The following is a 23555-nucleotide window of genomic DNA, read 5'->3' on the forward strand; positions in this document are numbered from 1 at the left end:
GGGGGCTTCTGACAGGGGAACGATTGATGCAGAACGTGGAACAGGATCTCAAGCTCGAAGCCGCGCTAGCGCTGCTGGACCGACAATCGCTCGACGCCGTCAAGGTCATCGACCCGCAGGGTGAGGTGATTGGCGTACTGACGCGGCAGGATGTCGAATCGGCGGGTGAACTCAAGGAACGTCTCGCACGGGAAGGCACACGCCCACCTTATCGCGGCGCTTCATCGACTGTCTCTGATACGGCAGCCACGATGCAGCCCGCGCAAGATCGACTGACCCGCGTGCCAATCCAGCGCCTGCTGGATGCCTTGCATGATGGGGTCTATATCACCGATGCCCACGGCGTGACCGTGGCCATCAATCAGGCCTATGAGCGCATTACCGGCCTCAAGGGCAGCGATGTCCTGGGGCGCCACATGCGCGAACTGGTACGCAGCGGCTATATCTCCAAGTCCGTATCGCTGGAAGTCATTCGCGATGGCCAGCCAGTCACACTGGTACAGAGTCTGCGTGACGGGCGCAAGATACTGGTCAGTGGTATGCCCATGCAGGCCGATGACGGGACCCTGAGCCATGTCGTCACCAGTGTGCGTGATATCACCGAATTGCTGCGCGCCAAGCATGCCCAGGAGCAACTACGCCAACTGCATTCGTTGCACGATACCTACAGCGTCAATTCCGGTACCGATGAACAATCACTGGAGCTTGTCACCAGCGATGCCACAGCCGATTGCTTCGCGCTGGCCGAGCGAGTGGCGGCCACTGATGTGAAAGTGCTGATTCAAGGCGAAACCGGCACGGGCAAGACGCTATTGGCGCGCTATCTTCACGAACACAGCGAGCGCGCCAATAGCGTGTTTCTCGAACTCAACTGTGCAGCCTTGCCGGAAGGACTGCTGGAGGCGGAGTTATTCGGCTACGCGCCCGGTGCTTTCACCGGCGCCAGCGCGCGCGGCAAGCAGGGACTATTGGATGTCGCCAATGGTGGCACGCTATTCCTTGATGAAATCGGCGACCTTCCCCTGTCACTGCAAGCCAAGCTACTCAAGGTAGTGGAGGAACAACGCTTCATGCCGGTCGGCGGTACCGAGCTGAAACGCACCAACGTACGTTTATTGACGGCATCTCATCATGATCTGCGGGTGCGGGTGAGCGAGGGTCGCTTTCGAGAAGACCTCTATTATCGCTTGAGCGTCGTACCGATCACCCTCCCCCCGCTACGTGAGCGCCGCGCTGAGATCACGCCGTTATTGCATCACTATCTGTCGCATTTCTGTCACCGCCACGCCCGCGTTCGCCGTTTTGATCCGGAAACGCTTGAACTGCTCGGTAGCCATGACTGGCCTGGCAATATCCGTGAATTGATCAACCTGGTCGAGCGGCTCGTCGTCACGACCTGCGATGAGCTCATCACGCCAAAGATGCTGCCGATGGAGTGCCTGGCTGGGCCATCTGGCACGCTGCATTCAGCCGCCCCCTCAAGCCCTGATAACTCCCCTGACAACGCGGTACATCAACAGCAAAGCAGGCAACTCCTCGAGGCTCATTCCTCAGCGACTGACGATTTACGCGATACGACGCTCAAGGAGAAGACCGAGGCTCTGGAACAACAGCTGATCAAGCGGGCATTGGATAGCCACCGTACGACTCGCGCGGCGGCCAGCGCACTGGGCATCAATCAGTCGACACTGGTCAAGAAGATGCAGAAATATGCGATTCGACGCTAAAAGAACGCCAGGCACCTCAGTCACTCAACCGATGAGGAGGCAACCTCCGAATGCCTGGGTGACACGGTACTCCGCTGACGTGCCGACTGTAGCAAGACCACACTCAAGAGAATGATCACCATCGCGAACAAGTCCATCGCATGGATAGGCTCATCAACCAGCACGACACCCATCACCACGGCCACGACCGGCGGCAGATAGGTCACTCCAGACGCCTTGATCGCCCCCAGCTGCCCCACGATGTAGTAGTAGAGGACATAGGCGACACCGGTACCCAATAGCCCTAACCCCAAGACCAGACCAAGCATCGCCGTGGTGTCATGGCTCAGCGCGCTTATCCCGTCGAGATCGATCACACACAGCAATAACAGGCTTGCGATCCCCGTCTGATAGGTCGCGAGTGCCAGCGAAGGAATGGCTAGCGGCATCACGAACCGTTTGGCATAGACAAACGACAGACCAATGCTCAATGCGCCGCCTAGCATGGCGACGACACCCAATAGCGAGCCCCCCGCCTCTACGCCTTGCCACGGCCGTGCAATCATCACGATGCCAACGACGCCCAACAAGGTGGCTGTTATCGAACGCGGTGTAATCGGCTCACTGCGCAGAAAAAGTACCGCCGCACCAAAGGTGAAAAGCGGGATGGCGCCACTCAACATGCCGGCGACACTCGACAGTAGCACTGAACTGCCATAGGCAAATGCGAGGTAATAAAGTGCAGTCGCCAGCAGTGCCATCGCGACAAAATGATGGAAGTGGCGCAGATGTTTCCAGCGCAATGTCCCCTTGTAGCCAGCATAGAGCGCCAATGGCACGAAACCGACCACCACGCGCAATAGCGTGACCTGCCCGGGTGTTATCCATTCGGCAGCCAATTTCATGAACAGAAAGTTGCTGCCCCAGATGATACCGAGCGACACAAAGGCGACATGTGCCGCTGACAGGATACGAGGCATGATGCTCTCCTTGGAATGGCGGGACACTTGCGATACATCTTGCCGGTCGTGGCCAGCAGACATCGCCATCCTCACGGGCCTCAGACGTGACGACAAGTGGGCTTTTCTTGATGTAGCCTGTAGAAAAAATGCAGCCTGGTATCCATCACTGTCACACGAGTATCGTCATGTCCTCACACCTGCGACTCGGTGCACTACCCGTCTTTGATGCTGCGGCGCGCCATCTGAACTTTCGACTGGCAGCAGAAGAATTGTCACTGACGCAAAGCGCCGTCGCGCAGCGAATACGTGAACTGGAAACCTCACTCGGCGTGAAGCTTTTCGATCGTCTACCGCGTGGACTGGCACTCACCATGGCCGGCCGACGCTTTCACTCGCGCATCGCACGGGCACTGTCTGATATCGATCAAGCAACTCAGGAAGTGACTGGAAGTCACAAGAACACCACGCTGACATTGAGCGTTCCGCCCTCCTTTGCCGCCAAGTGGCTGATACCACGCCTGGCCGAATTCCGCCAGGCACATCCCGAGTGGCGCCTTAGAGTGCACGCCACCGAGAGCCTTGCCAATCTCCATCAGGACGGTGTCGACATTGCGATTAGACAAGGGCGCGGACAACACGACAACAGCCTTCGCTGCCTATGGTTAAGCGGGCTTGAGCGCATTGCCGTGTGCAGCCCTCGTTATCACGAGGAAGCCGGTGAGCAGCTCGACAGACTCGATGTCACCGACTGCATGCTGATCGAAGATGCTCATCAGGGCTGGCATACCTTTGCGGCGCATTTTGAGGGCATCGACAACGCGGAGCGGCTCTGGGTCAATCACACCAGTCTCGCCGTAGATGCCGCCATTGCAGATCAAGGCATTGCGCTGACACCGCGGCTGCTGGCCGCCCAAGATCTGGCAAATGGAAATCTGGTGGCACTCTGCGGATTGCCCGACCAAGGTGAAGGCTTCCATCTGGTCTATCCCGAAGCCCGTCGCCGACAGGCGGAGCAAATCATGCTGCCCTGGCTGCGCATGCAACTGAATGACTGAGCGATACCGCTATTGCTCGCCTACTATTTGTCATCGCCCTGGCCCGGCGGAAGATAGCGCAGAATCCACATAAAAAAACGCCACCCGAAGGTGGCGTTTTTCATTGATAGCGAGGCGCAGAGAGGCAGGATACACATCCCCTTACTGGTTCAGAATGATCGCCGTGATCACACCACCTGCAACAGCGGCCAACACGTAGCGACCGTCCACCTGCAACCAACGATGTCCTTGTGGCGGGCGGGACAGATGACGCGCTTCCCAGTCGCTGACCCAATAACGTTTATCGTTGTAATAACCACTCGGCACCTTGTCGCCACGTTTCCAGTGATGTGACGGATGTGCTTTGGCCTTGTTCTGATGGCCGTTGTTGGCCTGTCGCTTCTGTTGAACGTGGCCTTTTTGAGCTTGATGGCCTTTTTCCTGCTGGTGCTTCTGCTGAGATTTCTTCTGGTCCTTCTGATGAGACTTCTGCTGATAGCGCTCATCATTGGGGGCCGCCAGTGTCAGCGAAGACCCCAGGAGAGTGGATACCAGCACCAGTGTCATGAGTGTGCCTTTGCGCATGATGAATCTCCTCAATGGCAATGGACCGGGCGATGCGCGCCCCGTTAGGAAACATTGTTCTAAAATCATAACGTCAGGTGCTGGTCAATACAAACGTCTACGCTGTTTCGACGATTATCTCCTCATTTTGGCTGACGTTGTCGCCATGTGACGACTTCATTAGCTAGAGAACAAGAAGCATGGCAATGAAGTAAAAATGAACAGTGCGAAAGAGGATCAGTCACGAGCACTCGTATTCGTGAACATCCACGGTGCAGCAATCATGAAGAAGCGCCGTGTGACACTCCTCTCCACCGCCTTCGTCAACAATGACACGCTCACGAATACCGGCAGATTGAGCATCAGACCCCAGAAGCCCGCGTGAATCCCCAGCGGATGCGGCCAGATAGTGGTAAACACCACCGTGACCACGAAACCTGCACAGATACCGCTGATTACCCCGATAGCCGAGGCGCGCGGCCAGAAGAACATGCCGATGAAGGCCGGTAGTACCTGCGAGGCAAAGCCTAACCCGATCAGCAGAATCATCACCAGGTTACCCGGCTCCAGGATCGCCAATGGTGCGATGACGAGGAACATGACCGGGAAGATCAGCCAGCGTGCCAGCTTGCCGGCACGGCCGTCACTCAAGCCCAGTCCGGGCTGCAGCACATCACGACTCAGGCTCAAGGCAACCGAATGGATGAAGGGCTCGCTGGAGGACATCGAGGCGGCCAGCGTCCCCGCTCCCAGCAGCCCCACCAACCAGACCGGCATGTTGGCCATCGCGTACTCCAGCACCACCGTATCGGCACGCTCAAGCTCCGGCAGGCTGAAGATACCGATGAAGCCCACCACCACCAGCGGCAGGATCACCACGTAGTAGGTCGGTAACCAGCTGGCGCTGCGACGTATGGTGCGTGCTGATGACGCACTCATCCACTGTGTCCAGACGGGAGGCATGAAGGACAGCATCGAGACGATGATCGAGGTCGTCCAGAAGCTGAAACTCATGTCACCACCCGCCCCCGGCAGGCGTAGAAACTCAGGATTATTGTCCGCGACACGAGCGAAGACTCTGGTAAATCCCCACTCTCCTGTCGCCAGATGCGCAGCCCACACCCCGATCACCCACGCCACCACCAACATCAGTACCCCTTGAAAGACATTGGTGCGCCCAATCGCGCGCTGACCACTGACGAACAGGTAAACGGCAATCGCGCTGAGCACCAGCAACACGCCGGCCCATAACGGGATTCTTCCGCCGCTCATCACCAACAAGATGTAAGCGGAGCCGATGGTCTGCAGCACTGCATAGGCAATGGAGGCGATCGACATCACCAGCGCCGATAGCGCGCCGAGTGCGGGGCTCTGATAACGATCCGCAATCGCGCTGGCCTGGGTGACATGGCCGAATTGCTCGCCGAACTTCCACACCTTGGGGCCGAAGTACCACGCCACCAACGCCAGATAGGCCAGATAAATCGCGACATAGAAGACGGGGACACCTTTGCTATAAGCCCAGCCCGGCGCACCCATGAAGGTGTAGGCACTCACGCTGCCCGCTGCGATCAATAGATAGAGCGTCACCGGCCCCATCGAGCGGCCGGCCACGCCCCACTGCTCCAGTGAATCCATGCGTCGGCCACCGCGTGCCCCCAGCCCGATCAGCATCGCCAGCGCGATATAGCCCAGGGTCATCATCAGCGGCACGCTACCCTGCCAGGACGTGAGGGCCAGTGACTCATTCATGTGACGCCCTCTCATCCTCGCGCGGCGCGCCATCCTCCTCATCCGGCAACAGACGATTGCCCAGCAGCATGGCCCCGCTGCAGGCGAAGATGATCAGGTAACTCCAGATGATCAACGACGGCATGCCCCACAGCGAGCTCTGCTGATTGACCCAGCCGATCACCGGCCAGATACCCATCACGACCAGCAGCAGGAAGATCACCAACAGGCTCCAGCCCCGCCAGCTGGCAGGCACGACGACGCATGGCAGGCGTGACGCGGAGGCAACCTCGCCGGCATCCGGCGTGGAGGAAATAGATGAAGACGACGAGGTGTCAGGCGTTGCCAAGACAAGCTCCGATATGAACAGGGAGTGAATGAAAAATCTCGGCGCGCAGTGTAGCCGCTTGAAGCGCGGCTGGGGAGTCACGTGACACGAGATCGAGATGGCGACACAAGCTGATAGGGAAATGTGCTTCAGAGATGGGAGATGGAAGACGGACCGTGACACGCACGCACGGCGCGCGCTGGGGAAGAATGACGCCTACACCGGGCATATTTACGAAAACTGCAAAAGTCTTTCATAATTTCGTGCGTTTATCACAAAGGTATCTCACGGCAGACTGCACAGCATCCAAGACCCACCCATTGCTGATGGAGAACTGCCATGCCTCTTGCCTTGCTGGCGCTGACGTTGAGCGCCTTTGCCATCGGGACCACCGAGTTCGTGATCGTCGGACTGGTGCCCACCATCGCTCAGGATCTGAGCGTCTCTCTGCCTTCCGCTGGCCTGCTGGTCAGCCTGTATGCCGTCGGTGTCGCCATCGGCGCCCCCGTGCTGACCGCCCTGACCGGCCGCTTCAATCGCAAGCTGGTGCTGCTGGGACTGATGGCGCTGTTCATCGCCGGCAACCTGCTGGCCTGGCAGGCCCCCAGCTATGGCTCGCTGATCACGGCGCGTATCCTGACCGGCCTCGCCCACGGGGTGTTCTTCTCCATCGGCTCCACCATCGCGACAAGCCTGGTGAGCAAGGACAAGGAAGCCAGTGCGATCGCCATCATGTTCACCGGCCTGACCGTGGCACTGGTCACCGGCGTGCCGCTGGGCACCTGGATCGGTCAGCACTTCGGCTGGCGCGCCACCTTCCTCGTGGTCTCGGTGCTCGGCGTGCTGGCATTGATCGGCAGTGCCATCCTGGTGCCCAACAATCTCAAGAAGAACGTACCGGCCACCTTCGCCCAACAGCTCAAGGTGCTGACACATCCGCGCCTGCTGCTGGTCTACCTGATCACCATTCTCGGCTACGGCGGCACCTTCACGGCCTTCACCTATCTGGCCCCGCTGCTGCAGGACGTCAGTGGCTTCAATGAAGGCGCCATCAGTCTGATCATGCTGGTCTACGGTGTCTCGGTGGCCATCGGCAACATCCAGGGCGGCAAGCTGGCTGACCGCATGGGCCCGATTCGCGCCCTGACCCTGATCTTCGGTGGCCTGATCGTCATCCTCGGCGTGCTGACCTTCACTGCCGCCAACCCGATCACGGCCGTGATCACCATCCTGATCTGGGGTGCCTTCGCCTTCGGCAACGTGCCGGGACTGCAGGTCTACGTCGTGCAGCAGGCCGAACGCTTCGTGCCGCAGGCCGTTGACGTGGCCTCCGGCCTCAACATCGCGGCCTTCAACATCGGCATCGCGCTGGGCTCCATCGTCGGCGGCCAGGTGGTCTCCGGGATGGCACTGACCGACACCGCCTGGATCGGCGCGCTGATCGTCACCGCCGCCCTGCTGCTGACCCTGCTGGCTGGTCGCCTCGACAAGCGTCACGCGTCTTCCGTCGCGACCGCCTGATCCGCCCCGCAGCCTACCGCCACCACGACGTGCCCCCGATTCCGACAGCTCAGCCTGCTGGCTCGGGGGCACCGTCCTATCGACACTCTCTTTCAGAAGGAGTCCACCATGATCTCCCCGACCCGCCCGCTGGATCGCCTCACCCAGGGCCCCCTGACCCTCGGCGTCGAACTGCCCCTGGACAATGACTGGGTGCGGACTGACAGAGCCCCCTCCACACCCTTCGGCGTCCCTGACATGCGGGCCCATGCCGAGCTGATCAGCCAGGTCGACAGACTCGGCTTCCGCGCCGCCTGGCTGCGTGACGTGCCGCTGTTCGACCCCGCCTTCGGCGATGCCGGTCAGGTCTTCGAGCTGTTCACCTATCTGGGCTATCTGGCCAGTCACACCGACAACCTGCTGCTGGGCACCGCCGCCGCGGTGCTGCCGCTGCGCCAGCCGTGGCTGGTGAGAAAGGCGGCCGCCAGCGTGCAGGCCCTGAGCGGAGACCGCCTGCTGCTGGGTGTCGCCAGTGGCGACCGACCGGCGGAATACCCACTATTCGGTGAGGAGTTCACCACCCGCGGTGCCGCCTTCCGCCACGCGGTGGACGTCATCAAGGGCCAGGCGGACGACGCCCTGAGCGACGGTCAGGCCATCCTGCCTGCCGCGACGCGTCCGCCGCTGTTGAGCGCCGGGCTCTCCCAGCAGACGCCCGAGTGGATCGGTCGCGAGATGGACGGATGGCTGGCCTACCCGGGCACGCCACAGGATCACATCCGCCGCGTGGCACTCTGGCGTCAGGTCGCCGGTGACAAGCCCTACGTCAGTTTCATCCACCTCAATCTGGAAGACGACCCGCATGCCCCGGTGCGTCGTCATCGCTTCGGGTTGTCGAGTGGCCGCCTTGCCCTCATGGAAGAACTGTCAGCCATGCAGGATGCCGGGGTGAATCACATCGGCTTCCATCTGCGTCGCAATCGCCGCCCGCTCACGGAAACCCTCGAGGAACTGGGCCGTGAGGTACTGCCGCACTTTTCATGAGGGCTGACGGGTCGCACTGACCTGTCCCCGCCATGGCGGAAAGGATTCACCATTCACGCTTGAAGGAGATCCCATGTCAGATTCCACGGAAACCACCACCCCGCAAGACATCCGTCACGGCACCACCCGAGCGCCCGCCTGGGTATGGCAGGGGCCGGGAGAGCCTGAGGCGCTCGAGCAGACAGAGGTGGACATCGGCGCACCGGGAGATGACGAGGTACTGGTCGCAACGCGTGCCATCGGCCTCAATCCCGTCGACTGGAAGTTCATGGCGATGGACAGCGAGCTGTGGCAAGCCGGTCAGATTCCCGGGGTCGATGCCTCGGGTGAGGTGATCGCCTGCGGCGCGAATGTCTCCCACGTCTCCCCGGGAGACCGCATCGCGGTCCACACCACCCTGGCGGGGCCGGGTACCTTCAGCAAGCGTCTGCGCGTCCCGGCGCGGGCCGTGATGCGCCTGCCCGTTACCCTGGGCTTCAATGACGCCGCCGCCTTCCCCTGCCCGGCGCTGACCGCATGGCTCGCCATCGAGAAGCTGCCCGTCAAGGCCGGTCGACGCCTGCTGATCACCGGTGCCTCCGGCAGCGTGGGCCGCTGGCTGATCCAGCTGGCCCGACAGCGCGACTTCCACGTCATCGCCGTCGCCTCCGAGAAGCGCCACGCGGACCTCAAGGCGCTGGGCGCCGACGAGACCCTGACGGACGCCGAGCAGCTGGACGCCCCGGTCTACGCCGTGATCGATACCATCAATGGGGATCACGCCCGCAAGATGACCCGCCACCTGGGAGCCAACGGCCATATCGTCTGTATCCAGGACCGTCTGGAGCAGGCGGCCGCGCCGGCCTTCGATCGCGCCATCTCGCAACACGAAGTCGCACTCGGGGCACTGCACTGGGCAGGTGACGACGAAGACTGGGCACGCCTGGTCGCGGCGGGGGAAGGTCTGCTCGAAGCGATCGCCGATGGCTCCATGAATCAGCCGGCGCCCTGCATCGAATCATTCACGGCGCTGCCAGCCTGCCTTGCCGAGCTGAAGCGTGGCGAACGCCGAGCGCTGAAATTCGTGATCACGGCCAACGAGTGAGCTGAAAGGCAGAAGGCACGCGGCCTGGGTGCGATTGTTGCGACAGTGGCACAGGACTGATGCAACGTCGCGTGGTTGTCATGTCGCTGATCAAGCCCCAGTCATGAGGGGAACACACATGGATACGCGCCCTTCACTGCACCAGACACCGGGCGCGCTCAACAGGAGTTTTTGCATGTCGACTACCCTACCGAATCCCGGCTTTGGCACCTTCCGTCTCGAGGGCGAGACGCTGCGTGACAGCCTGAATACCGCACTGGAAACCGGCTATCGCCACATCGATACCGCCCAGTTCTATGGCAACGAAGCGGAAGTCGGACAGATCATCGCCGACAGCAAGGTGCCGCGCGAAGAGCTCTTCATCACCACCAAGATCTGGCACGACCGCCTGGTGCCGGGTGACATGGAAAAGAGTGTCGAGGAGAGCCTGGAGCGCCTGCAGACCGATCACGTCGACCTGCTGCTCATCCATTGGCCGTCGCCGAATGATGAAGTGCCGATGGAAGATTATCTGCCGGTACTGGCCAAGTTGAAGGCAGCGGGCAAGGCGCGCCACATAGGGGTGTCCAACTTCACCTGCGAACAGCTGGAACGTGCCGTGGGCATCGTGGGGCGTGATGAGCTGCTCACCAACCAGGTCGAGGTCCACCCGTTCATGCAAAATCGCAAGGTGATCGACAAGTGCCACGAGCTGGGCATCGAAGTCACTGCCTTCATGCCGCTGGCAGTCGGCAAGGTGATGGACGATGACACCCTCAAGGCCATCGCCAAACGTCATGACGCCAGCCCGGCGCAGATCGCCTTGGCATGGCTCAAGATGCAGGACATCGTCACCTTCCCGTCCTCCACCAAGGCGAAGAACATCAAGAGCAACTTCGAGGCCTTCTCCATGTCACTGACCGGTGAAGACATGGCGAAGATCGCCGAGCTGGATCGCGGTGAGCGCATCGCCAACCCGGACTTCGCCCCTGACTGGGACTGATGACCCTCAGGCCTGTGCCTGATGCCACGTCAGAGAAATGAAAAGGCCTCCCTCGGGAGGCCTTTTGCGTTGCTGTCCAAGGATACTGGCAGACAGGCTTCAATCGCCGAGCCCGGCAATCCATCAGTCATCCAGCCGCCAGACTCGGCGGATATGCTACGTACCGGGGCGCGGCGCGGCGGTGAGCAGGCTGTCTTTGCTGTCTCAGCCGACGATAGCGTTGAGCAGCAACAGCGTGATGATGGAAATGGCCCAAGCGAGTGTCGTCGGCAGGGTCAGCACCAGCATCTGATGCTTGGTGCTCTTGACGCCGAGCATGCGATTGACGACCCAGAAATAGCTGTCATTGAAGTAGCTGAAGAACATCGCGCCGATACAGGCGGCCTGCGCAGCCAGCACCATGTTGACGTCCGGCATGCCCATCAGGATAGGCGCGGAGATGGAGGCCGCGGTAATCATCGACACCGTGCCGCTCCCCTGGATGAAGCGCACCAGGGTGGCGATGATGAACGGAATCAACAGCGGCTGCAGCCCCAGTGCCGCGACCTGCATGGCGATGTAATCGCCGCCACCACTGGCGCGCAGTACCGAGCCCAAGGCACCACCGGCACCGGTGACCAGCAGGATGATCCCCGCCGTCTCGACGCCCTTTTCCAGATGATCGAAGACTTCCTGCCTGGGGGTCTTCGGCATCAGGCCATAGATGGCGACCAGCACCCCGATCCCCACGGCGATCACCGGGTTGCCGATGAAGGCGATGGTACTAGTGAGCGCATTGCTGGTATCGCCCATCACGGCACTGACCAGCGTGTTGAGGAAGATCAGCGCGATGGGCAGGCCGATCGGCATGCAGGACATCAGCAGGGAAGGCAGCTCCGATTCAGGCAGCATGCTGTCGGTGTCATGCTTGACGCTACCTTCGAAGCCACCCGGCTGGGCCTCCAGCATCGCCTCGATGCGCGGGCCCATCAGGCGGGCGTAGATCACCAGTGCAATCAGCGCCGGCGCAGTGATCACCAGACCCCAGCCGATCATCAGACCGATATCGACACCGAAGATACCCGCCACGCCCAGCGGACCCGGGGTCGGTGGCACGGAGGAGTGGGTGATGATCAAACCAGCCGCCAGCGCGATGCCCAGACCGATCACCGAACGCCCGCTGTTGCGGGCCAGTGAACGCACCAGCGGATTGAGGATGACGTAGGCCGAATCACAGAAGATCGGGATGGAGACGATGTAGCCCGTCAGCGCCATCGCGGCCTCTTCCTTGTTCTTGCCCAGCAGGTTGAGGATGGCGTAGGCCATGCGTTGCCCGGCACCGGTCACTTCCAATATTCGGCCCATCATGACCCCGAAGCCGATCACGAGACCGATGGTGGAAAGCGTCTTGCCGAAACCGGTGGTAATGGCACTGATGACGTCATTGGGCGGCATGCCGCCGATCAGTCCTGCCAATGAGGCCGCGATGATCAATGCCAGCAAGGCATGCACGCGGGTTTTCAGTACCAGATAGATCATTACGAAGATGGCGATGCCCAGGCCGATGATGACCTGTGGCCCCGCGACGGCGGCGTCTGTCATGGGGTGCTCCTGCTGTTTCTAGTTGTTGTATGGCGTTGAGAGGTTGTGAGTACTGCATTGTTATTGAGGTGATACCACTGAAACGCGCTTTTCAGGTTTCAGTATTTTCTTGCTGGTAAGCCGTGACGATGTCGGCAAGATCCGCATCGCCGGCAAAGCCCAGCGAACGCGCCTTGCGGGTGTCAAAGCGCGCCGGCCAACTGCCGACGATGGCGGTGATCCGCGGGTCAGGCTCATGCTTGACGAGGGCCAGCGCCTGCTCGCCGGCGATATCTGCCAGCGCCTTGAGCATCTCGGCGACGCTGACGGTGATGCCCGGCAGCATGAAGCAGCGCGAGAGGCCGAAATCAGCCGCCGGCACTTCCGCGCCCTGGATCAGGGCCGCGACCACGCGACGCGGCGACATCACGAACATCTCAAGCTCTGTCGGTACCGGGCAGATGGCGGTTTCGCCATTGAGCGGTTCGCGCAGGATTGAGGAGGCGAAGCTCGAGGCCGCCGCGTTGGGGCGCCCCGGGCGCACGATGATGGTCGGCAGACGCAGCACGCAGCCATCCACCAGCCCGCGACGGCTGTAGTCATTGATCAGCAGCTCCGACATCGCCTTCTGGGTGCCGTAGGAGTTCTGTGGCACCAGGGCGGTCATGTCGCTCAGTGTCTCGGGGAGATCACCACCATAGGCGGCGACTGAGCTGGCCATCACCAGTCGGGTATCGCTCGACCCCCGTGCCGCGCAGCCTTCCAGCAGCAGGCGAGTCGCGTCGAAATTGACGCGCATGCCGAGTGCCAGATCCGCCTCGGCCGCCGAACTGACCACGGCTGCCAGGTGATAGATCACCTGCGGCTCGCCCGCCAGGCAGCGATCAAGCACCTCGGCATCGGCGATGTCGCCGGCGACGATCTCGACATCCAGCGAGGTGGCCGGTTCGACTGCCAGACATGACGCCGCCTCGGGACGTGGCGCCTCGATCTGATCCAGCAGGGTCAGGCGTGACAATGGCTGGCCGTTCAGGCTGCCCTTGTCGATCAGGGCCTCGGTCAGGCGCTGACCGAGGAATCCGGCGGCGCCGGTAATCATGACGTGCATCGTGTGGACTCCTTGCCAGCCGTCGGCATGACGGCCCATGGCGTATTGTCGTTGTTGGCGTTGTTATGGTTGTTGGCGTTATCGGCGTTGTTGCTGGCTTGTCTGATGATCAGGCGGTGCTGGACTGGCCGTCGTTGAGCCCGAAAGCCTGTCCCCAGCCCAGGCCTGCGCACGTATCACCCCGCGGGCGGTATTCACAGCCGATCCAGCCGTCGTAGCCCAGGCTTTCCAGCCGGGCGAACAGCGCCGGATAGTGCACTTCCCCCACATCCGGCTCGTGACGGTCCGGTACACCGGCGATCTGCACATGGCCCATGTGCGCGAACTGCGCTTCCAGATTGCGGATCAGGTCACCCTCGACGATCTGGCAGTGGTAGAGATCGAACTGCACCTTGAGGTTGGCGGCGCCGATCCGGGCGAGAATCTCGCGTGCCTGCGCCTGGCCACTTAGATAGAAGCCGGGCATGTCGCGCGGGTTGATCGGTTCGATCAGCAGTGTCTTGCCGACCTTCTCCAGCTCGGCAGCGGCGTAACGCAGGTTGCTGAGGTAGGTCTCGGTATAACGGGCACGTGTCGCATCATCCGCGCCTTGTGGCACCAGTCCCGCCATGGCATGCACGCGGGGACAATCGAGTGCCTGGGCATAGCGGATCGCCTCGGCCACCGAGGCCCGAAACTCCTCCTCGCGCCCCGGCAGACAGGTCAGGCCGCGCTCACCGGCCTCCCAGTCGCCCGGCGGCAGATTGAACAGCACCTGCGACAGCTGGTGTGCATCGAGCCTTGCGCGCAGTTCTTCAGGGGAATAGGCATAGGGGAAGAGATATTCGACCCCGCGAAAACCGCTGTCGGCCGCAGCCGCGAAGCGATCGAGAAAATCATGCTCGGTGAACAGCATGCTGAGATTGGCGGCCAATCGGGTCATGTCACATCCTTGGAATTCACAGACGAAGAGGTCATCACTCAGGGGCGCCCGAATTTGGCTTCGAGTTCCGCCACCTGTTCCGGGCTCAGCCCACGCGGATTCTTGCCCTGCAGCAGCAGGAACAGCTTGGCGGTTTCCTCAAGCTCTTCCGTGGCATAGACCGCCGCTTCCAGGGTCTTGCCGGCCACCACCGGGCCATGATTGGCCAGCAGCACGGCGCAATGCTTGCCGGCCAGGCCACGCACGGCATCGCCCAGCGCGGGGTCGCCCGGCATGTAGTAAGGCACCAGCGGCAGCTTGCCGACCCGCATCACGTAATAGGCCGTCAGCGGGGGAATGCACTCGCAGGGATTCACGTCCGGCAGGCAGGACACCGCCACCGAGTGAGTCGAATGCAAGTGGACGATGGCACCCGACTGCGGGCGCTCGTCATACATGGCGCGGTGCAGGAAGTGCTCCTTGGTCGGCGCGTCGCCATCGATCAACACGCCCTGGGCGTCGAGACGTGAGATGCGCGCCGGGTCCAGGCGCCCCAGACAGGCATTGGTCGGTGTCATCAACCAGCCGCCATCCTCCAGCCGCTGGCTGATATTGCCGCTGGAGCCCATGGTCAGGCCGCGGTCGAACAGTGACTTGCCGTAGGTGGCGATCTGCTCGCGCAACACGTTGATGTCGTGCCGTGACTGACTCATGCGGTCTCCTCGCGAGGATTCATGGCATCCAGCACATCGAATGCCCGAGTAAAGAAGTCTTCGCCGCCGAAGTTGCCGGACTTGAGTGTCAGCGAGAGCATCGCCTCCGGCTGCGAGGGGCCGGCGGCCGGGTGCGGTGCCTGTGTCCAGGGCACGCCGGGGTCGATCTGACCGCCGATGCGCAGCTCACGGATGTCGAGTGCCGAGACCACCGCGCCGGAGGTTTCTCCCCCCGCCACCAGCAGGCGCCCGACCCCTTCCGCAACCAGCGTGCTGGCCAGACTGGCCAGGGCGCACTCGATGAGTTCACCGGCCTGCTTGACGCCCAGTGACGCCTGCGCCGCCTTGACGCTTTCCGGCTCGGCAGAGGCGTAGATCAGAAATGGCCGGGGGTTCGCCGCCGCCAGTTGCTCACGGGCAAAGTCGAGTGCCGCCTCGAAGTGGGCGTCGCTCGCGTTGAGCTTGACGGGGTCCAGCGCGAAGGCGGCATGCTGCTGGGTGAAGTGCGCCACCTGCTTGAGCGTCATGCGCGAGCAACTGCCGGACAGCACCATCGCGGCGCCCTGCGCCGGGGCCAGCACCGCCGCATCATCGATCTGCGCAAGCCAGCCCTTGCGGCGGTACTGGGCAGGCAAGGCCTGCGCGAGGCCAGAGCCACCGGTAACCAGCGCGTGCTCCACCAGCGCCTCGGCCAATACCTCGAGATCACGCTCGTCGAGGCTGTCACAGACCACATGACGCACTCCTTGCGCCTTCAGCGTGGCAAGTCGCTCACCAGCGGCCTGCGCTCCCTCACTCAGCGTGGCGTGGTTGAGCAGCCCCACGCCATGGGGCGTCTGGCGTGACAGCACGCGCACGATGTCGGCATCGGTCATCGGGTTGAGGGGGTGATGCTGCATGCCGCTGTCATTGAGCAGACGGTCACCCACGAACAGATGCCCCTGATAGACACTGCGCCCGTTGATCGGGAACGCCGGCACGAAGGCGGTCTGTGTGCTGTCCAGCGCCTCCAGCAGCGCATCGGCGACCGGGCCGATATTGCCCTCCGGCGTGGAGTCGAACGTCGAGCAGTACTTGAAGAACAGCTGGCGAACCCCCTGGGCTTTCAGCCATTCAAGCGCCGCGAGGGATTCACTGATCGCCTGATCCACCGGGCAGCTACGCGACTTGAGCGCGACCACGACGGCATCTACCTCAGTCAGATCCAGCCCGTTCGCCGCCCCTTCCTGCAGCGCGTCCTGGGGGACCCCGATCACCTGCACGGTGCGCATGCCGGCCCGTACCAGGTTGTTGGCAAGATCCGTCGCGCCGGTGAAGTCGTCGGCGATTCCGCCCAGTACGATCGGCATCACTGCGCTCCTTCATCATTGGCGGCCGGCAGGCTGAAGCTGCCGAGACGCTGATAGACCTTGATGATCGCCGAGTCGTCCTCGCGCCCGAAACCGGCGCCACTGGCGGCGGTGAACTGCTGCAGGGCACTGCCCGCCACCGGCATGGCAAGCTTCAGCTCGCGCCCGGTGCTGTGCACGATGTTGAGGTCCTTGACGAAGATGTCGACGGCCGACAGCGGCGTGTAATCGCCCTTGAGGATGTGCGGCACGCGATTCTCGAACATCCAGGAATTGCCCGCGGAATGGGTGATGACGTCATACAGGGTGTCGGGGTCGATCCCCATGCTCATGCCCAGCGCCATGGCTTCAGCCGCCGCCGCGATGTGCACGCCGGCGAGATGCTGGTTGACCAGCTTGACGCTGGAGCCCGGGCCGGCGCAGTCGCCCAGCCGATAGACATTGGCTGCCATCGCTGCCAGCACGCGTTCCGCCTTGACGTAAGCCGCGTCACTGCCGGAGGACATCACGGACAGCTCACCACTGCGTGCCTTGACGGCGCCGCCGCTGATCGGGGCGTCGAGCAGCTCCAGCTGCATGCCGTTCAGGCGGGTTTCGAGATCACGCGCGAAGCTTGGCGCCACGGTGGCGCACTGGATCACCAGGCTACCCGGCGCGAGTCGCTCGGCCAGCCCCCCCTCGCCCTGGGCCCCGAACAGCACCTGCTCGACCTGATCGGCATTCACCACCACCAGCACCACCACCTGACACTCGGCCGCCAGTTCCAGCGGCGAGGCCACCGTACGCCCCCCTGCCGCGTCAAACGCCTGACAGGCACCAGGCGAGATATCACAGCCGATCACGTCCAGGCCTGCTTCCAGCATGGCGCGCGCACTGCCCATTCCCATGGCGCCGAGGCCGACAAGGCCAATCACTGGTGAAGTCGTTACTGCTGTCATCTGGCGTCTCCCGCTGAACCTGTTCCGAGTGACGATCAAGGCGGCCTCTTTCAGCGACATCGATCTGCACTTCCATGAATGTTAGCGCTATCATGTTAGCGCTAACATCATTAATAGATTAGGCTCCAAGCCACGACAAGCGGCAGATGAGAAAACGCGACAAATGTCTAATCAATCAGAATCATCCCGACGCAGCCGCAAGGGGGCCATGCAGCCGACCCTGAATGATGTAGCCCGGGAAGCCGGTGTCTCGTCGATCACCGTCTCGCGCTATTTCACTAGCCCGGACAATGTACGAGAAGCGACGCGCCTCAAGGTCGAGGTCGCCATCAAGAAGGTCGGCTATGTACGCAACATGATTGCCGGCAGCCTGGCCTCGGCGACCAGTCGCGTGATTCCCGTCATCGTGCCCTCGCTGTCCAATGTGGTGTTCATCGATGTTATCAAGGGCCTGCAGGATGAGTTCGAGGCACACGGCTATCAGATGCTGTTGGGCAAGACGGACTATGACCTGGCCCGTGAGACGCAGCTGATTCGTACCTTCCTGGGCTGGTCAGCCGCGGGCCTGGTGGTGACGGGTCTGCGCCATGACGCTGCGACGCGCCAGATACTCGAGCACTGGAATCAGCCGATCGTGGAGATCATGGAGCTGGGGGAAGGATTGGATCTGAATGTGGGAATGGATCATGTCGCCGCCGGACGCACCATGACCGAGCACCTGCTGGCACGCGGCTATCGTGACATTCACTTTGCCGGTGCCGAACTCGACCGCGACTATCGCGCGGCGATGCGCTACACCGGGCATCGCGAGGCGCTGGCCGCCGCCGGTATCGAGGAGGCTCCCCTGCTCGACCTGCCCGTGCGTCAGCAGATGACCAGCGGTGCGCAGGCGCTCGAGCGCATCCGCGAGAGCCACCCTGACTGCGACGCCATCCACTTTGCCAATGACGACATGGCCTGTGGCGCGATTCTCGCCGCCAGCCGGCTCGGGATTCGAATACCGGATGACATCGCCATCGCCGGCTTCAATGGCTTGCCCATCGGCGAGCACGTCACGCCGCAGCTCACTACCATCATCTCGCCACGCGAGCAGATAGGCCGTGTGGCCGCACGCAAGTTGCTGGCACGCATCCAAGGCGAGCCCGCGGGTGAGCAGAGTCACGACCTGGGATTCACGCTGCGGGTCGGCGACAGTACCTGAACACCCCCTGAGCACACACAAGCTCAGCGCATCACCCACGCCATCATCAGCTGGCCCAGCGCGATACACACGAAGACACTCAGGCCCGCCAGCGTGGAGGAGAAGCTGGCCAGCGCCACGGACAGCAGTGCCGCGACGCACAGCAGACGCGACGGCAGGCTGATTCGACGACGGGATACGCTTTCTAGAGGCGGAGGACTGACGGGACGCTTGAGGTTGGCGAAGAATTCCGCCAGCCGTCGCGCGCGTGAGAACGGGCGTCTTGGCGCATACAGATAACGGGCGAGGAACAGGAAGCCGACGACAGTCACGATCTGGATGACCAGCGATATCGCCAGCTTGATGTCGACCAGCTGGGATTCCGGGAAGCCCGAGAGCCAGGGCAGACGCTGCAGTGTCGGCATGTCGAGCCAGAGATAGCTGCCAAGCGTGACCGTGATCCCCACCAGCACACTGCCCCACCCGGCCCAGTCAGGCGCCCCCGTTCTGAAGAGCACCATCAGGGCCGGGAGTGCCAGCGGCATCTGCAGCAGCACCCCGAACATGATCATGATGTCGAACAGGCTCACCAGCTCAATGCGACTCAGGACGATGACGAACAGGACGACGATGACACCCTGCACGACACCGAACATCCGCCCCAGGCTCACCAGTCGCGTTGCCATGCCGGAGGTCTGCTCGAGCAGTGGCATCACGAGTCGCATCATCACGCCGGCATCACGATTGAAGGCCGTGGTGATGGGCGCGATGGTGACCGCCAGCATGGCGGAGATCACCAGTCCCAGTACACCGGACGGCAGGTAGTGGATGATGAAATGCACATAGGCCACGTTGGCCGCGTCATTGCCGAGCGCGGGATAACGTGCCGCCAGGTCGATGCCCGCCGACCCCAGCAACCAGGGCGGCAGGAACCAGGTCACGGGCCCGATCACGAACAGCACCGACGCCAGGCCTGCCGCCTTGCGCGCTTCGCCGTCATCTGCCGTAGTGAGGAAACGATAGCTGGAGGTGGCATTGTTGATGCTGATGCACTGCTTGACCAGCATGGCCAGTGACCAGATCCCCATGATGAGCAGGCTGTTGTGTGAACTGCCGATCCAGAAATCCCGGTTCGACTCAGGGAAGCTCAACGATCCGTTCCACATCAGCGTGAGGCAGAAGCCACCGATGACAAGCGTGAGAATCGCCAGCTGCATCATCTGGATGAAGTTGTTGGCCGAGACGATCCACACGCCGCCCACCAGGGTAATGGCGATGATGAGGCTGCCGATCAGCACGGCGATGCTCACCACCGGAAAGCCGAAGACCGCGCTCAGGAAAAGCGAGACGCCGTAGAGGCCGATGGAGGCGGTCATCAGCGTCAGGAAGATCTGACTGATGACATACACGAGTTGCGTCGTCTTGCCGTAACGCAGCTCCAGGATGTCGGAATAGGTGCTGACCCTCAGCCGGCGGAAACGCGGCGCGAAATACAGCGCCGCCAGCAGAAAGCCCAGCGCATTGCCCCAGAAGATCACCAGCACGGCAAAGCCATCCTCGTAGGCCTTCTGGGCGGCCCCGGTGAAGGTCCAGGCGGAGAACTGCGTCATGAATGCAGTACTGCCTGCCATCCACCAGGGCACGTTACCACTACCACGAATGAAGCCATCCGGCGTTTCAGCACGACGGCGATAAACCACAATAGTCAACAGAATCAACCCAATGGAGAAAAACAGCGCCACCTTGTCCAGCTGTGTCATGAGACTCCTTTTCTCCTATGGTGCTATCGCTACCGGCTATCCCGAGGGTACAACAACGGCGCTACCCCATCTGTCTGAGGTCAGCGCCATTGAACGCCTCGCATCACTGCCACTAGGCCTTGCTTCTCAGTAATAGTACTTGATGCCCACACGGCTCTTGAGCTGCCGAGTGTCAGAGCTGGAACTGGAGCTTACATCCGCAAACTCCATATACGGGAACCAAGACCCGATACGACGGCCCGCGCCCAGGATATAATCGTAGTTCTCACGGGTACTATTGTAGATATCCTTATCTTCATTGCGCAGGTAATTGGCTTCCAGCCAGTATTTATTCTTTCCATCCTTGTACGACATGGTGAAAGTGATCTTGTTCTGTTCATAATCATCGCTGGAATCTTCGCTATAACTGGAATATTCGCGACGATAACGCAGTGCTGTCGTCAGCGGAATGCTACTGGCTCGATAGCCGATGCGCAGCTGGGGTTTTATGGTGTTCTTTTTATCACCAAAGGCAATCGGCATTCCCGGCTGGATATACCAGTTCTCGCCGAGATTGAACTTGAAACCCCAGTCAATTTCAGTGTCACCGCGCTCAAGATTACCCATGGCAGATTGTGAGCCATCATCTTCTTTATCCGCTGCGAATTTGGCTTCCAATCCATAATAGAAATTATCGATGGAATCACTCACTTTGACACGCGTGCCATGTTGGTCGGTGTGGTGCTTGTATTCATGGCGAATATCCAGCGTGACGGCCTGTGCACTTGTCGCAAGCATCAAACCCGCAATGGTGAGAGCGATATTGTTATAGTATTTCATGGCGAACCTCATTGTTTTTATAAAGTGTCAGTCAATTGACTTGCAGGCATCATCATTCCTGTCACGCACGCTTGGCATAGCGATGCACGGTGAGTGCCTACACTTGCTTGAGTCAGAATAGATCGATCCAAAACTGCTCATGTTGCGACACGTCTTATTCAACTCGAGATCATGTGCAGCCCGAACAGCTCGGGCGTGCAAAATGAATACGAGCGCATGACCTGTCGCGTAACGGCTTAAACCACGGGAGGTAGCAGCACGAGCTTGCGCTCAGCCCAGATCTTGGCGAGATCATCCTTTACCGTGATATCGGTAAAGTTATCCGTGGTGGAAAGCACGATGGCGCCAGTGCTCATTGTTATAATGTTGTTGCACTGCATTATTTGACTCCGTATAGCGGATAGCATCGTAGGAACCATTTATTGCCGAGTATTACGTGTCCGCGTATTGATACTCGGCCTTGTCAGGGTGAGAGAATGATCAACTTTCGCTGACTAGCGTCTTCTTGCGAGTCGACGCCTTGTCGCTGAGCGTCTTGTCGATAGAGGTGATCAGCAGCAGACCAATCGCGACCACGATGCCGCCACACAGTACGAAGACCATGCGACCCCAGAAGGGATTGGGCACCAGGAACATCAGCATCACGCCCAGACCCGCGACCAGAATCAGATAGCCGAGAATGTTGCGCTGACGGTTGTCCACGCTGCGGTGCTCGTCGTCATCACTGATCACAGGCGTATCGCGATTAGTGAAGAAGGTATCCACCTCGGCTTCACGCTCCTCGGACAGCCCGCGATAGAACAGCGTGGTCAGCGCGAAGAAACCGGCGGTGATCACGGTGTGAGCCATGATGCCCACGGCGACCTTGGTGTCACTCCATTCACGAGAGGTCAGGTCAGAATCCAGGCCGAAGGTGCTGACGACGAAGTCCGGTGTCATCACGAAGCCCACCAGATAGGAGACCAGCCCCCCCACGACCAGGGTCGCCCATGCGGCCCAGTCCGGTGTCTTGCGAATGAAGAAGCCGAGCAACCCGGGAATGGTCATCGGCAAGCCAATCAAGGCACCGACGTACATCATGGCGTCGAAGAGACTCAGACCCTTCAGGGAGTTTATGAAGAGCGCAAAGCCAATGATCACCAAGCCAAAGACCGTCGAAGACAGGCGCGACATCAGGAGTAATTCTTTCTCTGAGGCCTTGGGACGCAGGATGACTTCGTAGAAATTCTTGACGAAGATCCCGGCGTTGCGATTCAAGCCTGAATCCATCGACGACATGGTGGCCGCAAACATCGCTGCGACCAGCAGCCCCAGCATGCCAGCAGGCATATAAAGGCTAACGAAGCTCATGTAGGCAAAATCCGCTGCCTTGGCGCCAGCCTCTGGATACATCGCGAACAGATCGATCCCTTCACTGGCCATGAACCAGCTCGGCATGAACCAGATGAAAGGCCCCATCGTCATCAGGACACAGGCCAGCAAGCCGGCCTTACGCGCATTCTTCGAGTCTTTCGCGGCCAGGTAGCGATAGGAATTCAGCATGTTGTTGGTGATGCTGAACTGCTTCACGAAGATGAAGAAACCCCATAAGGCGAACAGCGACAGATAGTTCATGTCACCGCCAATCAGGAAGTCGACCGGGAAGTCCTGCACGATATGTGCCGGGCCACCTGACTTGATGATCGCCACGACGGCGCAGGTAATAGTGACGGCCATGATGATGACCATCTGCATGTAATCAGAGGCAATCACCGCCCAGGAACCGCCTGTCACCGACATGAACAGCACCACCAGTCCTGTCACGATGATGGTGGTTTCCATGTCGTAACCGAATAGACCCGACGTCACGATAGCCAGGCCATTGAGCCAGATACCCGCATTGATGATGCTGGTAGGCATGGACGACCAGGTGAACACCTGCTCATTGACGCTACCGAAACGCTGGCGAATGGCCTGGATCACGGTAATGACCCGAAGCTGCCGGAAGCGCGGCGCGAAATAGAGATAGTTCATCAGATAGCCAAAGGCATTGGCCATGAAGATGATGGCAACGGAAAAGCCATCGTTATAGGCCTTGCCCGCTGCGCCCGTGAAGGTCCAGGCGCTGAACTGCGTCATGAAGGATGTTGCACCGACCATCCACCACAGCATATTGCCACCACCGCGAAAGTAATCACTGGTGGTCGAAGTAAAGGTTCTGAATAGCCACCCAATGGCGATCAGAAAGAGGAAATATATGCCGATGACGGCAGTATCCAGATCGAAGTTCATGGCGTTGCACTCTTGTCATTT

20 protein-coding genes are annotated in these 23555 nt (G+C 60.8%); 7 read left to right on the plus strand and 13 right to left on the minus strand.

The genetic code is table 11. The annotated features are described in order from the left end of the window. Positions 1 to 26: 26 nt before the first annotated feature. Complete coding sequence (locus CFN46_RS13545; RefSeq protein ID WP_088743773.1) at positions 27 to 1727, plus strand: sigma-54-dependent Fis family transcriptional regulator; 1701 nt, start codon at positions 27 to 29, stop codon at positions 1725 to 1727. Between the two features lie 20 nt (positions 1728 to 1747). Here the strand turns inward: CFN46_RS13545 and CFN46_RS13550 are convergent, their stop codons facing one another. Further along, the gene (locus CFN46_RS13550; RefSeq protein WP_088743774.1) at positions 1748 to 2686 is read right to left on the minus strand and encodes a DMT family transporter; all 939 of its coding nucleotides are present in this window, start codon (positions 2684 to 2686) and stop codon (positions 1748 to 1750) included. Between the two features lie 167 nt (positions 2687 to 2853). On the opposite strand from CFN46_RS13550, the gene CFN46_RS13555 reads away from it, so the two are divergent. Continuing rightward, positions 2854 to 3723, plus strand: coding sequence for a LysR substrate-binding domain-containing protein (locus tag CFN46_RS13555; RefSeq protein WP_176426478.1), 870 nt, complete (start codon positions 2854 to 2856; stop codon positions 3721 to 3723). A gap of 141 nt (positions 3724 to 3864) precedes the next feature. Here CFN46_RS13555 and CFN46_RS13560 read toward each other — a convergent pair whose 3' ends face one another. From CFN46_RS13560 to CFN46_RS13570, 3 genes are all read right to left on the minus strand, one after another. After that, positions 3865 to 4287 carry an RcnB family protein gene (locus CFN46_RS13560; protein ID WP_024953146.1) on the minus strand — a complete coding sequence of 141 codons (423 nt, stop codon included), beginning with the start codon at positions 4285 to 4287 and terminating at the stop codon, positions 3865 to 3867. 216 nt (positions 4288 to 4503) lie between these two features. Further along, complete coding sequence (locus CFN46_RS13565; RefSeq protein ID WP_088743776.1) at positions 4504 to 6018, minus strand: sodium:solute symporter; 1515 nt, start codon at positions 6016 to 6018, stop codon at positions 4504 to 4506. Next, positions 6011 to 6346: a hypothetical protein gene (locus CFN46_RS13570; protein ID WP_024953144.1), complete on the minus strand. Its 336-nt coding sequence runs from the start codon at positions 6344 to 6346 to the stop codon at positions 6011 to 6013. Before CFN46_RS13570 ends, CFN46_RS13565 begins: the two co-directional genes overlap by 8 nt. A gap of 318 nt (positions 6347 to 6664) precedes the next feature. Between CFN46_RS13570 and CFN46_RS13575 the strand changes: the two genes are divergently transcribed. From CFN46_RS13575 to dkgB, 4 genes are all read left to right on the plus strand, one after another. Next, positions 6665 to 7846, plus strand: coding sequence for an MFS transporter (locus CFN46_RS13575; protein WP_088743777.1), 1182 nt, complete (start codon positions 6665 to 6667; stop codon positions 7844 to 7846). Between the two features lie 108 nt (positions 7847 to 7954). Continuing rightward, positions 7955 to 8869, plus strand: a complete 915-nt coding sequence (locus CFN46_RS13580; RefSeq protein ID WP_088743778.1) for a TIGR03571 family LLM class oxidoreductase — start codon at positions 7955 to 7957, stop codon at positions 8867 to 8869. A gap of 73 nt (positions 8870 to 8942) precedes the next feature. Further along, the gene (locus tag CFN46_RS13585; RefSeq protein WP_088743779.1) at positions 8943 to 9953 is read left to right on the plus strand and encodes an alcohol dehydrogenase catalytic domain-containing protein; all 1011 of its coding nucleotides are present in this window, start codon (positions 8943 to 8945) and stop codon (positions 9951 to 9953) included. A gap of 175 nt (positions 9954 to 10128) precedes the next feature. Then, positions 10129 to 10935 (plus strand): 2,5-didehydrogluconate reductase DkgB, encoded by an 807-nt coding sequence (gene dkgB / locus CFN46_RS13590; RefSeq protein WP_088743780.1) that lies wholly within the window; start codon positions 10129 to 10131, stop codon positions 10933 to 10935. Between the two features lie 204 nt (positions 10936 to 11139). On the opposite strand, the gene CFN46_RS13595 is transcribed toward dkgB, so the two are convergent. The 6 genes from CFN46_RS13595 to ltnD form a co-directional block, all read right to left on the minus strand. After that, entirely contained in the window at positions 11140 to 12516 is a 1377-nt protein-coding gene (locus CFN46_RS13595; protein WP_088743781.1) for a GntP family permease, read from the minus strand. 91 nt (positions 12517 to 12607) lie between these two features. Further along, positions 12608 to 13603 (minus strand): D-erythronate dehydrogenase, encoded by a 996-nt coding sequence (denD, locus tag CFN46_RS13600; protein WP_088743782.1) that lies wholly within the window; start codon positions 13601 to 13603, stop codon positions 12608 to 12610. Between the two features lie 109 nt (positions 13604 to 13712). Then, positions 13713 to 14525 (minus strand): 2-oxo-tetronate isomerase, encoded by an 813-nt coding sequence (gene otnI / locus CFN46_RS13605; protein ID WP_088743783.1) that lies wholly within the window; start codon positions 14523 to 14525, stop codon positions 13713 to 13715. 38 nt (positions 14526 to 14563) lie between these two features. Beyond that, positions 14564 to 15217 carry a 3-oxo-tetronate 4-phosphate decarboxylase gene (gene otnC / locus CFN46_RS13610; protein WP_088743784.1) on the minus strand — a complete coding sequence of 218 codons (654 nt, stop codon included), beginning with the start codon at positions 15215 to 15217 and terminating at the stop codon, positions 14564 to 14566. Beyond that, complete coding sequence (gene otnK, locus CFN46_RS13615) at positions 15214 to 16566, minus strand: 3-oxo-tetronate kinase (protein ID WP_088743785.1); 1353 nt, start codon at positions 16564 to 16566, stop codon at positions 15214 to 15216. Before otnK ends, otnC begins: the two co-directional genes overlap by 4 nt. Next, positions 16566 to 17504, minus strand: a complete 939-nt coding sequence (gene ltnD / locus CFN46_RS13620) for an L-threonate dehydrogenase (RefSeq protein ID WP_088743786.1) — start codon at positions 17502 to 17504, stop codon at positions 16566 to 16568. Before ltnD ends, otnK begins: the two co-directional genes overlap by 1 nt. 163 nt (positions 17505 to 17667) lie before the next feature. Between ltnD and CFN46_RS13625 the strand changes: the two genes are divergently transcribed. Continuing rightward, positions 17668 to 18705, plus strand: a complete 1038-nt coding sequence (locus CFN46_RS13625; RefSeq protein WP_088743787.1) for a LacI family DNA-binding transcriptional regulator — start codon at positions 17668 to 17670, stop codon at positions 18703 to 18705. A 23-nt stretch (positions 18706 to 18728) separates the two neighbouring features. Here CFN46_RS13625 and CFN46_RS13630 read toward each other — a convergent pair whose 3' ends face one another. The 3 genes from CFN46_RS13630 to CFN46_RS13640 all read right to left on the minus strand — a co-directional run bounded on the left by CFN46_RS13630 (position 18729) and on the right by CFN46_RS13640 (position 23534). After that, positions 18729 to 20444 (minus strand): transporter, encoded by a 1716-nt coding sequence (locus CFN46_RS13630; RefSeq protein ID WP_088743788.1) that lies wholly within the window; start codon positions 20442 to 20444, stop codon positions 18729 to 18731. A 126-nt stretch (positions 20445 to 20570) separates the two neighbouring features. After that, positions 20571 to 21263 carry an oligogalacturonate-specific porin KdgM family protein gene (locus tag CFN46_RS13635; RefSeq protein WP_176426479.1) on the minus strand — a complete coding sequence of 231 codons (693 nt, stop codon included), beginning with the start codon at positions 21261 to 21263 and terminating at the stop codon, positions 20571 to 20573. A gap of 480 nt (positions 21264 to 21743) precedes the next feature. Beyond that, positions 21744 to 23534 carry a transporter gene (locus CFN46_RS13640; protein WP_088743790.1) on the minus strand — a complete coding sequence of 597 codons (1791 nt, stop codon included), beginning with the start codon at positions 23532 to 23534 and terminating at the stop codon, positions 21744 to 21746. Positions 23535 to 23555 lie beyond the last annotated feature (21 nt).

The organism is Cobetia sp. QF-1 (assembly GCF_002213105.1).
Classification (GTDB): Bacteria; Pseudomonadota; Gammaproteobacteria; order Pseudomonadales; family Halomonadaceae; genus Cobetia; species Cobetia crustatorum.